Source organism: Flavobacterium algicola, from assembly GCF_022399565.1.
GTDB lineage: Bacteria > Bacteroidota > Bacteroidia > Flavobacteriales > Flavobacteriaceae > Flavobacterium > Flavobacterium algicola.
This window is the reverse complement of sequence record NZ_JAJTUT010000001.1, coordinates 1,496,895-1,512,311: the sequence shown is the minus strand read 5'-3', so window position 1 is coordinate 1,512,311 and position 15,417 is coordinate 1,496,895. Positions and strand designations below refer to the sequence as shown.

General features: G+C 33.5%; 10 protein-coding genes. 4 read left to right on the top strand and 6 right to left on the bottom strand.

Going from position 1 to position 15,417, the window contains the following annotated elements; all coding sequences use genetic code 11:
- Positions 1-174 precede the first annotated feature (174 nt).
- Entirely contained in the window at positions 175-1,971 is a 1,797-nt protein-coding gene (gene lepA / locus LXH21_RS06440; protein ID WP_239863434.1) for a translation elongation factor 4, read from the top strand.
- Positions 1,972-2,295: 324 nt separating this feature from the next.
- On the top strand, positions 2,296-6,339 hold the full coding sequence (locus tag LXH21_RS06435; RefSeq protein ID WP_239863433.1) for a T9SS type B sorting domain-containing protein: 4,044 nt from the start codon (positions 2,296-2,298) through the stop codon (positions 6,337-6,339).
- Between the two features lie 96 nt (positions 6,340-6,435).
- Here LXH21_RS06435 and LXH21_RS06430 read toward each other — a convergent pair whose 3' ends face one another.
- On the bottom strand, positions 6,436-7,365 hold the full coding sequence (locus LXH21_RS06430; RefSeq protein ID WP_239863432.1) for a 1-phosphofructokinase family hexose kinase: 930 nt from the start codon (positions 7,363-7,365) through the stop codon (positions 6,436-6,438).
- Between the two features lie 139 nt (positions 7,366-7,504).
- On the opposite strand from LXH21_RS06430, the gene thiL reads away from it, so the two are divergent.
- Positions 7,505-8,551: a thiamine-phosphate kinase gene (gene thiL / locus LXH21_RS06425; RefSeq protein WP_239863431.1), complete on the top strand. Its 1,047-nt coding sequence runs from the start codon at positions 7,505-7,507 to the stop codon at positions 8,549-8,551.
- A gap of 84 nt (positions 8,552-8,635) precedes the next feature.
- On the opposite strand, the gene LXH21_RS06420 is transcribed toward thiL, so the two are convergent.
- The 5 genes from LXH21_RS06420 to LXH21_RS06400 all read right to left on the bottom strand — a co-directional run bounded on the left by LXH21_RS06420 (position 8,636) and on the right by LXH21_RS06400 (position 14,633).
- A complete protein-coding gene (locus LXH21_RS06420) occupies positions 8,636-9,322 on the bottom strand; it encodes a response regulator (protein ID WP_239863430.1) in 687 nt (228 codons plus the stop codon).
- 4 nt (positions 9,323-9,326) lie between these two features.
- Positions 9,327-11,363, bottom strand: a complete 2,037-nt coding sequence (locus LXH21_RS06415) for an ATP-binding protein (RefSeq protein ID WP_239863429.1) — start codon at positions 11,361-11,363, stop codon at positions 9,327-9,329.
- 97 nt (positions 11,364-11,460) lie between these two features.
- A complete protein-coding gene (locus LXH21_RS06410) occupies positions 11,461-11,763 on the bottom strand; it encodes a hypothetical protein (protein ID WP_239863428.1) in 303 nt (100 codons plus the stop codon).
- A gap of 178 nt (positions 11,764-11,941) precedes the next feature.
- On the bottom strand, positions 11,942-12,766 hold the full coding sequence (locus LXH21_RS06405; protein WP_239863427.1) for a LytR/AlgR family response regulator transcription factor: 825 nt from the start codon (positions 12,764-12,766) through the stop codon (positions 11,942-11,944).
- A gap of 328 nt (positions 12,767-13,094) precedes the next feature.
- Positions 13,095-14,633 (bottom strand): glycine--tRNA ligase, encoded by a 1,539-nt coding sequence (locus LXH21_RS06400; RefSeq protein WP_239863426.1) that lies wholly within the window; start codon positions 14,631-14,633, stop codon positions 13,095-13,097.
- A 94-nt stretch (positions 14,634-14,727) separates the two neighbouring features.
- Here LXH21_RS06400 and LXH21_RS06395 point away from each other — a divergent pair, with 94 nt between their 5' ends.
- On the top strand, positions 14,728-15,408 hold the full coding sequence (locus LXH21_RS06395; RefSeq protein ID WP_239863425.1) for a ComF family protein: 681 nt from the start codon (positions 14,728-14,730) through the stop codon (positions 15,406-15,408).
- Positions 15,409-15,417: the final 9 nt, after the last annotated feature.

The window sequence follows — 15,417 nt, the reverse complement described above, 5'->3', positions numbered from 1 at the left end:
GTAGCAAATTTACACATAAAAAGACATTATCTATCAAATAACCAAAAATTTAAGATTTGTTTAATGTTTCGATTTATCATGTAAAATATTAAGTAAATTGTTTAAAACTTTGCCCTATCTTTGCAAATTCGAATATCAAATGTTTTTTGATAATAAATTGACTGAATTAGGAAGATGAAACATATAAGGAATTTTTGCATTATTGCACACATTGACCACGGAAAAAGTACACTTGCTGACCGTTTACTCGGGGCGACTCAAACCGTAACTGCTCGTGAAGAGAAAGCTCAATTGCTAGATAATATGGACTTGGAACGCGAGCGTGGGATTACCATTAAGAGTCACGCCATACAAATGGAATATACCTATAAAGGAGAAGAATACATTCTAAATCTTATTGATACTCCGGGACACGTGGATTTCTCTTATGAAGTTTCTCGATCTATTGCAGCCTGTGAAGGAGCTCTTTTGATTGTTGATGCTGCACAAAGTATTCAAGCACAAACAATCTCCAATTTATACTTGGCACTTGAAAACGACTTGGAAATTATTCCAGTTTTAAATAAAGTTGATTTACCATCAGCTAATCCTGAAGAGGTAAGTGATGATATTATCGATCTACTAGGTTGCGATCTGGAGGATATTATTCATGCTTCTGGTAAAACTGGTTTTGGTGTCGAAAATATTTTGGCTGCCATCATTGAAAAAATACCACCGCCAAAAGGAAATAAAGATGAGCCATTACAAGCATTAATATTTGACTCTCACTATAATCCATTTAGAGGTATTGAAGTAATCTTTCGTGTGAAAAACGGAGAGATTAAAAAAGGACAAAAAATAAAATTCATGGCTACAGGCAATGAATATTTTGCTGATGAAATTGGTACATTGAAACTAAACCAAGTTCCGAAACAAGTTATTTCGGCTGGTGATGTTGGGTATTTGATATCTGGAATAAAAGAAGCGAAGGAAGTAAAAGTAGGAGATACTTTGACAGATGCCAAAGTACCAACTACAAATGTTATTACAGGATTTGAAGATGTAAAACCAATGGTTTTTGCAGGTATTTACCCTGTTGATACAGAAGATTATGAAGAGTTGAGAAACTCTATGGAAAAATTGCAGCTTAATGATGCTTCATTAGTTTTCTTACCAGAAAGTTCAGCAGCATTAGGATTTGGTTTCCGTTGTGGATTCTTGGGAATGCTACACATGGAGATCATCCAAGAACGTTTGGAGCGTGAATTTAATATGACTGTAATTACTACAGTTCCCAACGTTTCTTACCACGCATTTACCAAAAAAGAACCAGATACAATCTTAATTGTAAACAATCCATCAGACTTACCAGAGCCATCTCGTTTGGATCATGTTGAAGAACCATTTATCAAAGCGACAATTATTACAAAAGCAGATTACGTAGGAAACGTAATGAGTTTATGTATCGAAAAACGTGGTTTGATTACCAATCAAAACTATTTGACAACAGAGCGTGTGGAATTAACTTTTGACATGCCACTAGCAGAGATTGTATTTGATTTCTATGACCGATTAAAAACGGTTTCAAAAGGATATGCTTCTTTTGATTATACACCAATAGGAATGAGAACTTCTAATTTGGTAAAAGTAGATATTTTACTAAACGCTACTATTGTAGATGCATTATCCTCTTTGATGCACACAGATAATGCTTATTCTATTGGTAAGAAAATGTGTGAAAAGTTAAGAGAGTTAATCCCAAGACAACAATTTGATATTCCGATTCAGGCGGCGATTGGTGTGAAAGTAATTTCGCGTGAAACCATTAAAGCCTTGCGTAAAGATGTAACTGCCAAATGTTATGGTGGAGATATCTCTAGAAAACGTAAATTATTGGAGAAACAAAAGAAAGGTAAAAAACGTATGAGATTGGTTGGTAATGTTGAAATTCCGCAAGAAGCATTTATGGCTGTTTTGAAATTGAACGACTAGTTTTTTATACTTTTAAAAATAAATTGAGAACCTGACGATGTAAAAATTGTCAGGTTTTTTTGTTTTGAAATATTTGAAGAATATTAATCTCACTTAAGAAATTTAAGAGAAATAGAATTTACTTATGTGATTGCTAATTGACAGCACTAGTTGTCTTCACCGTTTAGAAGAAATATAAAAGAATATAATATTCACAACACAAATAACATTTCTTACAAAACCGATAAAAAAATCGTTAAAATACACGTAAATCAGATTAAATACTTGTTTTGTGTTTTTTATGACTAGTTTTACACTGATTAATTATTGCCTCAAATCAATCAGATGAAAAAACTTTACATTATTTTTTGTCTTTTATTCTCTTTCGGAATTCTTGCACAATCTATTACTGTTGACGACAATAGCCGCACCGCTAATCAGTTGGTACAACTGCTACTTGGGAATTCTTGTACAACAGTATCCAATATTTCGATTTCTTCCAATCAATCTACCGCCTACTTCAATAATAACTCCTCTTCTTTCCCAATTAAGGAGGGTGTAATTATTCGAAATGGAGTTGCTAAATATTCCGAAGGAAAATATACAGGTAACAATTTGAGCAGTCAAATAACTAGCAATACAGATGCTGATTTACAAAAAATCAGTAATAGTGCAGGGCAAAATATTCCAATTACAGATGTTGCCTATTTAGAATTTGAATTCATACCATTATCAAATAAATTTAGTTTTGATTTTCTTTTCGCCTCCAATGAATATGGAGAATTCCAGTGTGGTTTTAGTGATGTCTTTGCTTTTTTACTTACCGATTTAGACTCTAATACAACGACCAATCTAGCCATTTTACCCGGTACAAATGATCCTGTTTCTGTTAAAAACATTCGAGATAGTAAGTTCAATTCATCTTGTACTTCTGTAAATTCAACTTTATTTTCAACCTACAATGTGACAGATCCTTCTTTGTCAGCTATGAATATGAGAGGTTTTACACAAATACTAAATGCATCAGCGACAGTTCTTCCAAATCGATCGTATCGCATACGGTTGGTAATAGGAGACGCAAACGACTCTAATTATGATTCCGCTGTATTTTTAAGTTCAGGAAGTTTTACAACCAGCATCGATTTGGGACCAGACCAGACGATTTGTGATGGAAATACTTTTGAAATTAACACGGGATTGACCGACTCCAAATATATTCATACATGGAAAAAAAATAATATAACCATTAGTGGCCAGAACCAGCAATCTCTAATTATTAAAGAACCAGGAACATACCAAGTTGTAATTGAACAAATAGGAACCAGCTGTTTGATTACAGATGAAATAAACATTCTTGATTTAAAAATAAACACTCCAGCCGATTTAAGAAACTGTAGAGCAGGAAGTTCTGCCTATATTTACGATCTGACCGCAAATAACGTTCAAACTTTAGGACTTGATCAAAGTAAATATGAACTGTCTTATTTTACAAATTTAGATGATGCTAAATTAAATACAAATCCAGTTTTAACTCCTAATAATTACAGCGCCTCTGATGAGCAAACTATTTTCATAAAAATAAAAAATAAAATTGTAAACGAATATTGCAATTCGATTGAGTCTTTCGAACTAATTTTAGACAATACAGCCCTGCCGCAAAAACCATCCAATATTGAACTTTGCGATATTTCTGGCGGAAATATTGTTGATCTTGCACAAACAAAGACAACTATTTTTAACGGACAAGACACTAATTTATATAGCATTAGCTATCATCTCTCTGAGGCAGATGCTTCGGCTAATAAAAACCCGTTGCCTACAAGCTATTCAGTACCTCAAAACCCAAAAACAACCACTATTTGGGCACGAATGAGTACCATTTTGAACAGGAGTTGCTACAATCTAACTTCCTTTGAGATTGTAGTGAATCCAAAACCATTAGTAGATGTTTTATCAAATGTCATCGAATGTTCTGAATATGTACTTCCTAATTTGGTAAGTGGTGATTATTATACACAAAGTAACGGTCGCGGTACTTTATTACATGCAGGAGATATCATAGACAAAAGTGGAACATACTATATATTTAGTGGACCCGATGATAAATCCTGTACTAATGAATCTAATTTTAATGTTGATTTAATAAAAGAATACACGATACCACTAGATTATTGCGGTGTATTTAATGTACCTAGTCCATTTGTTGGAACCTTTTACACTAGTGCTGGTGGACCAACGGGAACGGGAACACAAATACCGGCGGGAACACAAATAAGAAGTAGTCAAACAATTTACTATTATGGTGTTTTAAACAATACCCTTTGTAAAGACGAGGCTTATGATATTAATATTATTCCTTTGCCGCTAGTGGATGCTCCAAAAGATGTTGTCACCTGCAATACTTATGAATTAACTCCACTGACTTACGGAGATTATTATACAGGTGCTTACGGAACCGGAACAAAACTCATGGCAGGATCCCAAATTACAAGTACTAAGACGTTGTATATTTTTGCCACTGATGGAAACTGCGTTAATCAAAATAGCTTTACTATAACTATAATTCCTAGCGTAGTCGACGTACCAGCATGCGGAAGTTATATACTGCCCAAATTAAGTACAGGAAATTACTTTACAGAGGCAGCTGGGGCTGGAACCGTAATCCCATTTGGAACAAAAATAACGAGTTCTACAACCATTTACATATATGCCAATACGACAATTGCACCCAATTGTACCAATGATCTTTTCTTTAAAATAAACATTAAACCGATTCCAGTTGTAGATCAATTAAATGACGTTTTACAGTGCGTTAATGATCCATATGTTTTGCCTACTATTACTAATGGAGAGTATTATACAGGAACAAATAGAACTGGAAAAAAGCTTATTGCAGGTGATAAAATTACTAGTTCTCAAAAACTGTATATTAATAACTTAGTAAACGGCTGTACGAATGAATCAAGTTTTAATGTCGAAATTAGAGCATTACCTTTATTGTCAATCATTACAGATGTTACTAGTTGTAAAGCATATACAATACCGAAGGTTTCCAATGGTGTATTTTACACTGAATCTGGAGGAAAGGGTAGGGAAATAAAATCTGGTGAAAGTATAGAACAAACACAAACGATTTACTTGTACAACAAATGGTCTGATTTGAATACTTGCTCTATAGAAAATGCTATATCTATCAACATTATAGGTATTACAGTAGATAAATTAGACGACGTAATACATTGCGATAGTTATACTTTACCTGCTCTTACAGTTGGTAACTACTTCACACAATCTGGTGGTAAGGGAGCATTACTTAGTGCAGGAACAGTAATTACTGCTTCACAAAAACTATACATTTACGGGAAGAAAGGAACACGTTTTATTTGTGAAGATGAAAATCCATTTATGGTGACAATTTCAAAAACACCGCTATTAAATCAGCCTGCATCTGTAGAAGCTTGTGATTACTACACACTACCAGTGCTTACCGAAGGTAATTATTATTCAGGTTCTAAAGGACAAGGAACAGCTTACTTCGCTGGAGATATTATAAAAAAGAGTCAAATAATATACATCTACGCAACAGCTTTTAACAATAATAATTGTTTTGACGAAAAGAGTTTTCAAATCACAATTTATCCTCTTTTGAATTTAGTTTTAAGAGGTGGTGTAATATGTGTTGACTATAATAGTAATGAAGTACTTAACCCGTATTATATCGACACAAAACTAGATCCAATTAAATTCACAGTAGATTGGTATTTAAAAGGAGAATTAGTTGGTACGGGACATGATTTTACAGCTGTGGAGGAAGGTATTTATGATGTTTTTATAACCAAAAACACAGTTGACAGCGGCAGCGATTGCGGCTACAATCCGACTAGTTTTATTGTTAAAAAATCAAGTCCTGCCATTTCAACAGTTTCAGTTTCTGACTCCTTCTCGGATGATATCGATATTTCTGCTACTGCTGTATCGGGATACGGTGACTACGAGTACAAACTAGACGACGGCGTTTATCAAGATAGTCCTGTTTTTACCAATGTTATTTCTGGACAGCACATTATTCATATAAATGATAAAAACGGGAGTTGCAATGTGACAACTGTTACCGCGACAGTTTTAAAACATCCAAAATTCTTTACACCAAATAATGATGGGTATAATGACTATTGGAACATTCCTGACCTAGCAGATCAACCTAATGCAACTATCTCTATTTTTGATCGCTATGGAAAATTAATTACTCAGTTTAAAACGGCTTCATTAGGCTGGGACGGAAGATACAACAGTTCTATTTTACCTGCAGACGATTACTGGTTTGTTGTAGATTATAAAATAGATGATATAGAAAAAACTTTTAAGTCTCATTTTAGTTTGAAAAGATAGTTTCTGTAGAATTTCCGTTGCTATTTATTCATAAAAAAAAGGGATTAAATTAGTCTTAATCCCTTTCCTGTTTTTGTCTCAATTTATAATTGTTTTTTACTTCGAAACCCAATCAAAAAGTCGCTTGGCATCTTCAATTTTAAACAGTTGAGTACCCTCGTTCATAGTAGCCGCAGATCCACAGGCTACTCCCCAGCGGAGTACATCTCGTAAATCTTTATTTTGTGATAATGCCCAAGTAATTCCGCCAACCATACTATCTCCTGCTCCAACTGTACTTTTTTTGGCAACATTAGGAGCTGGCACATACTCACATGTATCTGCCGTCACAAGAATAGCTCCTTGAGGCCCTAGTGAAACAACTACGATCTCAGCCCCGCCATTTGAAATGATTTGTTTCGCAGCATGATCTACTTCTTCCATTTCTAGTTTTTCGACCCCAATTAATTTAGCCAACTCACCCACATTTGGTTTAATCAGATAAGCACCGACCTCGACAATTTTTGCCAAAGCTTCTCCTGAAGTATCTACTATCAATTTAGAATTGTTTTTCTTTGCGATTTCCGCCACTTTCTGATAAAAATCAGAGGACAAGCCTTGACTAAGACTTCCGCTAGCTACTAGAAATCTAGTTTTTAAATCTTCGATAGTTTTTAAAACAGCAGCAACTTCTTCCTCTTCTAATTTTCCTCCCGAGAAACCAAAACGATATTGCAAATTTGTATGATTATCGACAGCAACAAAACTTTCTCTTGTCCATGTTTTTACAGGCACTGCTTGTGAGTTGATCTTTTCTTTTATCACTAAATCTTCTAATATTTTACCCGTCGCACCACCCGAAGTATAAACAGCCAACGATGATCCTCCCAAACGGGAAATTGCTTTGGAAACATTAATCCCTCCACCTCCTGCATCGTAGCGAGGTTCTTCACATCTAATTTTTTGCTCTGCTACAAGTCCTTTAAAATGGGTGCTTTTATCTAAAGCTGGGTTAACCGTAAGGGTCACTATATCTACTGAATTCATCTCTATTATTTTTATAACTTAAAGATGCAAAAAATTACGCAATATCCATAAATTTAATAGCGGCTATTTCTTTGTATATTTGCAATTCGATTTTTATATAAAAATAATTGAAGTATCAACTTCACTCCTTATAAATGTTATGATAGAAGATAAAAACCCACAACGTACTAGTATTGCTCAATTGGGCGAATTTGGATTAATAGAACATTTAACCAAAAACTTCGAAGTAAATCAACCTTCAACATTAAAAGCAATTGGAGATGATGCAGCTGTTTTGGACTTCAAAGACAAAAAAATAGTTGTTTCTACAGATCTAATGATCGAAGGTGTACATTTCGACTTAGCTTACATGCCTTTGAAACATTTGGGATACAAAGCAGTTGTAACAAACGTTTCAGACATTTGCGCTATGAACGCCAAGGCTACACAGATCACAGTTTCTATCGCAGTTTCAAACCGTTTTCCACTGGAAGCACTAGAAGAATTGTTTGCGGGAATTACTCATGCAGCCAATGAATATAAAGTAGATGTTATTGGCGGTGACACGACATCATCACAAAAAGGTTTAATCATTAGCATAACTGTCTTGGGTGAGGCAGATGCTGACGAAATTGTATATCGAAACGGTGCAAAATCTACCGATTTATTGGTTGTCACTGGTGACGTCGGAGCAGCTTATATGGGATTACAAGTTTTAGAAAGAGAAAAACAAGTTTTTAAAGTAAATCCGAATGCTCAACCTGACTTAGATGCTTACACGTACTTAATTGAACGTCAGTTAAAACCTGAAGCCCGTAAAGATGTCCGCACATTACTGCACGCATTAGAAATAAAGCCTACGTCAATGATTGATATTTCAGATGGGTTATCTTCAGAAATTATTCATTTATGCAAACAATCTAAAGTAGGATGTAATCTTTATGAAGATAAATTACCATTAGACCCTCAATTTATCAGCGTGTGTGAAGAATTTGATATTGATAGTACCACAGTTGCCATAAATGGAGGTGAAGACTACGAATTGCTATTTACTATACCGATTGATAATTTTGACAAAATTAAAGGAAATCCAAACTTTTCAATAATTGGTCACATGACCGAAGAAAGTGAAGGAATTCATTTGGTAACACGTGCCAATACTAAAATTGAATTGAAAGCAAGAGGTTGGAACGCTTTAAGCGAATAACTACCTAAGCAGAGATTAAAATTATAAAGCCGTAAATTCTAAATTGTTTAGAATTTACGGCTTTTACTATTTATTAAGGTTATATTAAAATATTAACCCTTTGATTTTTGCTTCCTTTACTAAGTCGCTGTCCTTTCCATCAACAACATTTAATAATTCCTTTAAATTGATAATGCGAGATTCCATTGCATTTAATGAAATCGGAATAAAATTGGGAATGTCTTTTAATTTGGTGCCTTTTGACAAATGAAATAGTATCTGCTTGTCAAATAAATCTATTTCGATTGAATTGTCGTGAGATTCCAGCATCTCCTTTATTGATTTACTATAATAAAGTTGTCCTTTTAAAACTTTATCAAAAGCATATAATAACTCATCAAATGTCAAGTCATTTTTGATAATTAACCCCATTGGATTAACCCCATTTATTAAAGTTTTTAATTTTAAAAACTCAGTAAACATGGTCAACATTATGATCTTACAATCAGGTGAGTGTTTCAAAATTAATTTAGCCAAATCTTCACCAGAATACAAATTCATAGATTCGTATGATGGCATACTTATATCTAGAAAAGCAATATCAAAATCAGCATATGGATTCACAATAGCATTATAGCCAGACTCGCAATCCTTTGCTTCAGAGATAAAAAACTCGTAATCATCAGGCTGGTATCGCGTTATCGCATTTTTATAGCCTTGAATAATGAACGGATGATCATCAACGATTAGTATATTTTTATGTATTTTATCAGAAACTGGTTCAATAGTCATCTTTTTATTCTGGTATTTGTTTTTGTTCTAGTGGTATTATAACTGTAATTTTTGTACCTATACTCTTATTCGACATTACATGTAAATCGCCTTGACATTCTTTGGCTCTTGAAATCATATTATCTAATCCGATTCCTTTTTTCTTCATTTTTGTATTAAATCCTGTACCATCGTCTGCTATTTCCAAACTTATATTACCATTGATTTTTAGTAATTCAATTTTAATAGTTTTTGCTTTAGCATATTTATTACAATTTTGAAGAGATTCTTGAATAATTCGAAACAGATTAACTTTAATTAAGTTGGTCAAATTATCCCAGTGAATTGTACGATCGATTTTTGAGATTAATTTTGTTGGAAAAGTTTTTCGCTGTTCCTCAAATAAATTATCAACAATCGCTACGAAGTTATTAATTAATTCCGATTTTTCCCTATTCATCTCATGAGAAATTTCACGAATGTCTTGTTCTATCTTTTTTAATTCAACAATATACTCTTTTCTTTGCGATATAGCGAGATCATCATTAAAACTATTTAACCCTTCAAGATTCATTCTTACACCAAACATTCTTCCCAACACACCGTCGTGCAGTTCTTGAGCAACGCGCTTTTTTTCCATTACTCGACTGGCATCAATCATGTTTTGTTGATTGATAATCAAGTTATAGATGTATTCATTTGCTTGTTGTTGCTGTTGCTTGTATAGAAGGACTTTGTGTTTTGTTCCTTGCGATTTTACGATATACAAAAACAACGCTATAATTGTAAAGAAGCCGAAGAGGTAAATTAAATTACGATTCTTAAGTTCAAGAGTCGAATATTCTCCTTTTATTTTATCAGTCTCGTATTCAATGCGGGTAAACTTATTCCCAATAGAACGTTCTGCTTTTTGCAGACTGTCGTTGATATGTAAATATTCTGAAGTATATTCTGCTGCATTTTTGGGTTGCAATAATGCAAGTTGTTTTAGTGGTGCAAGTTGAAAACGTTTATTATTAGATCTTCTAGCAGTTTTTAACGCTTTTTCTCCAAGCATCACAGCTCTTAAAGTATCTTTCTGAACTGCATAATATTCTGAAAGATGAATTTCATTTACTATTACTCCGATCTCTAAATCTAATTTATTCCTGATTTCGAGAGATTTATAAAACAGATCAGGTAAGTCACGTAATTGTCCGTCTTTAAGTTTGGAGTAAGCTAAGTTGTCGAGAAGCATCGCATAAACAGAAGGCTGATTTACAAGTAGGTTTTCCTGCATCAGACCCCTCTCAAAATATTCAATTGCTTTCTTATGGTTTTTCATGGTTTGATAGACCAATCCCATATTGTTTAAAGACATTGCCCTTGGTTGTGCAGCTGGATCATTTACATTATCATCTATAATTGCAAACGCCTTTGCATTATATTCTATTGCTTTATCATATTCTCCAAGATCGTTGTAAAGAATACCTAGTAAATTATAACAATCAAATGTCAATTCTCTCCCGTTTTTGCCTTTCACAGCACGGAGAGCATTGAACACGGCTATTTCACTTCCCAAATAATCACTTTGATTGTACTGCAAGTGCGCTTTACTAAACCTAACTCTTCCTAGATTGTATGAATCATTTACTCGTACAAACAATTTTTCGGCTTTAAAGTAATAGCTGTATGCGCTATCTTGCTTTGAGCTACCACCATAATAATCACCTAAGTATGAATATGCTTTTGCTAAGTAAAGTGTATCCTCTGCTTCTTTAGATTTTTCAATTAGAATACGTACTGTCTTTTCATAATTTTCAAGCTTATTTATATTAAAGTATCGATTAGCAACTCGTACTAAATAAACTCTACTCAAAGAATCATTCTCGAGATTCATGACAATATCGAAAGCTTTCTCTGTAAATTTAAATCTTTTAATTCTTGAAATACTTTCATCATTTGCTAGATCAAAATAATTGGTCAAACTGTCAAGTGAAGTACTTTTAAATTGATAGGACGGCTTTTTCTTAGAGCAACTAATAAGAAGTATTAAAAAGAAAGCTATAGTAATATTTTTCAAATGGATTTTTGATTTGAATCAAAAATACTAAATAAAATGAACGGGCATAAAAAAAGGCTGTCATAATTGACAGCCTTTTTTTATGCGTTATATTCTTTTAATCGAATTTTTTAGAATTAACTGCTCCAGATCCTGTAACATCAAACTTTTTAGAGTTAACTGCACCTGACCCTGTAACATCAAATTTCTTAGAATTAACTGCTCCTGACCCTGTAACGTCAAACTTTTTAGAGTTGACTGCCCCTGATCCTGTAACATCAAATTTCTTAGAGTTGACCGCTCCAGATCCTGTAACTTCAACATTATTTCCACCTACATTGCTTACTGTTTCTACTGTTGTAAATGAAGTTAAAACCATTACTAACGAGAATAATCCTGATACTAAAATTGACTTTTTCATAATTTGAGTTTTATATGTTTATATTGTTTTACATGTTATAAGAGTTGGGCGTTTGTTGCTTTATCTTGATGTAAAACTACATAGGAATGCATTATAAATCAGCAATTTAATGATGTTAATGGTAGAATATACTTGTTTGATAGTGAATGGATATGAAATCTTGGTAGATGGACGGAATTTAGATTTCTAGGTAATTACCACTGGCAATTTGCCAAATAATAAAGTCAATATTTACCTTGTAGGATTTTGAAAAGGGTAGTTTTATTGTTGTGTTTTTTATATAACAAACTGTATTTCCTGTATGAATGCGAGAAATACAGTCGCTATTAACTATATAGCTATTATGAATACGCACAAATGGATAAGACAACAATCCTTCAAAATATTTTAATGTCTTAAAAGCAGTAATCATTTCGCCATTGTTCAAATGAATATCTGTAGAATTATTGTCTGCTTGAAAATAAGTTATATCCCTCGAATCAATATATCTATAATCACCATATGATTTTATACATAGCATAAGTGGCTTCTTTGCGTGACCTAGCATCGCATCATCATCTTCTGCGCTCCTATATTCTTTTGCTTGGCCATATTCTCCGTCAATAGAATTTGCTAGTCGTTGAGCTTCTTTAATTTTATTTAATTTTGAAACTATCTTATTTAAGTGAAATCGAGTAACAGGTTTTAAAACATAATCTAATACATCATATTGGATTGCTTCAAAGGCTAAATCTTTATTAGATGTTGTTACTACAATTTTGGGTACAATCTTTAAGAAATGATGTATTGGGTTAATTATTTCTAATGATAAATTACTTTCCTCATTTTTGGGATTTATTTCGAGAAAAATTATATCAGGCTTTTTCTCTAAGGTTAAATTTAATCCATCAAAGTAATTACCAGCAAGACCTAAACAATTAAGCTCACAAAAACCATCAGCGATTTTTTTCGTTTCTTTAGTACTCTCGTGATTGTCGTCAATGATAATGTATGAATACTTCATTTGTGGTATTTCCCTAAATGAGCATCAGTATGCTCTTCCTATATTAATGTAACGCTATAACACTTGATTAATACAACTCTTTTATTTTTTTTAGCTAAAAAACAGATTTGAACAAGTTAAAAATAAACATTTAACTCATCTGATTAGAGTTGTCCACACAACAAAGTAACTAATTACTATAATTAGACGCTATAATACAAATAAAACTGTTCAACTGCACGAAATCGCTGTAGCACTATTTATAATTCTAATTTTTTTCTTACATAATTGAACAAATAAAAAAAGGCTCTCCATAATGGAAAGCCTTTTAAATTCATTAGAAAAATTATTACATTTTCATTAACCAATTTTTCATTGAAACTTCATTTTCAATAATTGATTTTAGATCAGCAATAGCTACGCGATCTTGTTTCATTGTATCTCTATGACGTATCGTTACCGTTTGATCTTCGATAGTTTGATGATCGACTGTAATACAGAAAGGAGTACCTAGTGCATCTTGTCTTCTATAACGACGCCCTACAGCATCCTTCTCATCATAGGTAACATTGAAGTCCCATTTCAACTCCTCGATAATTTGGTGTGCTATATCTGGTAAACCATCCTTTTTTACCAATGGTAAAACCGCCGCTTTGGTTGGAGCCAAAACCGCTGGAAGTTTCAATACAGTTCTACTAGATCCGTCTTCTAAAACTTCTTCTTTTAACGATGTAGCAAATACAGCAAGGAACATTCTGTCTAAACCTAACGATGTTTCAACCACATAAGGAACATAATTTTTATTTAATTCAGCATCAAAATACTGTAGTTTTCTTCCCGAGTGTTGTTCGTGTGCTTTTAAATCAAAATCAGTGCGAGAGTGAATCCCTTCTAGTTCTTTGAAACCAAATGGAAAATTAAATTCGATATCGGCTGCTGCATTAGCATAGTGAGCTAATTTTTCGTGATCGTGAAAACGATAATTTTCTTGACCCAAGCCCAATGACAAATGCCATTTAAGTCTTGCTTCCTTCCAGTGTTCGTAGTGCTGCATTTCATCTCCTGGTCGTACAAAAAATTGCATTTCCATTTGTTCAAACTCACGCATACGGAAAATGAACTGTCTAGCCACAATTTCGTTTCTAAAGGCCTTACCCGTTTGAGCAATACCAAAAGGAACTTTCATTCTTCCTGATTTTTGCACGTTTACAAAATTAACAAAAATACCTTGCGCCGTCTCTGGACGTAAATACAAGTCCATTGCAGAATCTGCAGACGCTCCTAGTTTTGTTCCAAACATCAAATTAAATTGCTTAACGTCAGTCCAGTTTCTAGAACCTGTTTCAGGATCAGCGATTTCTAATTCTTCGATTAATGCTTTTACATCTGCGAGATCTTCGCTCATCCCTTTTGCAAGCCTTTCGAGAATTTCTCTTTCTTTGGCCAAATATTCAACTACTCGGGGATTTGTAGTAATAAACTCTTGTTCATTAAAAGCATCACCAAAACGAGTTCTCGCTTTTTCGATTTCTTTCTTAGCCTTTACATTAAGCTTTTCAGCATAATCTTCTACTAATACATCTGCTCTATATCTTTTTTTTGAATCTTTATTGTCAATTAATGGATCATTAAAAGCATCTACGTGACCAGAAGCTTTCCAAGTAGTTGGATGCATTAATATTGCAGCATCAAGTCCTACAATATTATCATTCATTTGAACCATGGATTTCCACCAATATTCACGGATGTTCTTTTTCAATTCAACACCATTTTGTGCGTAATCATATACTGCACTTAAACCATCGTAAACTTCGCTTGACGGAAAAATAAAACCGTACTCTTTTGCATGCGAAACTACATTCTTAAAAATATCTTCTTGTTTTGCCATGATGCAAAAATATAAAAAGTGTACTGAAAAAAAAGAAAATTGTTAAAGATTGAATGCCTGATTTTCATATTTTTATAAATTAATTGCTTCCTTCATGCTAAAATCAGTTATAAATCTATTTTTTCCACCTATTTGCACGGGATGTAAAAACTTGCTATTGCCAAATGAGAAAATAATTTGCACGATTTGTCGTCATGAAATTCCGCTAACCAACCATCATTTGTTACACGAAAATGAAGCAATGGGAAAATTTTATGGACGAATTGATCTCCAGCATGCTTCGACCTTATTCTATTTTCATAAAAAAGGAATCGTACAAGAATTGATACACAATTTAAAATATCGAGGTCACGAAGAAATCGGCGTGTTGATAGCCGAATGGTATCTAGTAGATTTGAAAAAAATTACAGCTCTAAAGGATGCCGACTATATTATACCTGTACCGCTACACCCCAAGAAATTAAAATCAAGAGGCTATAATCAAGTGCACTCATTTGCTCAAACATTGTCCAAAGGACTACAAATTGAATGTAATGAAAAGCTTTTATTTCGAACAAAATATACCAAAACACAGTCTAAGAAAAATTTACTAGGCAGATCAGATGCTATTCAGGATGCATTTGATGTTGTTTATTCAGATAGGGAACACCACAAACACTTTTTGCTTGTCGATGATGTACTTACTACAGGCGCAACATTAGAATCCTGCTGTCGCGCCCTGCAGAAAATACCCGGTGCCAAAATAAGCATAGTTTGTATGGCAATGGCTCAGTAGTTTGTACTA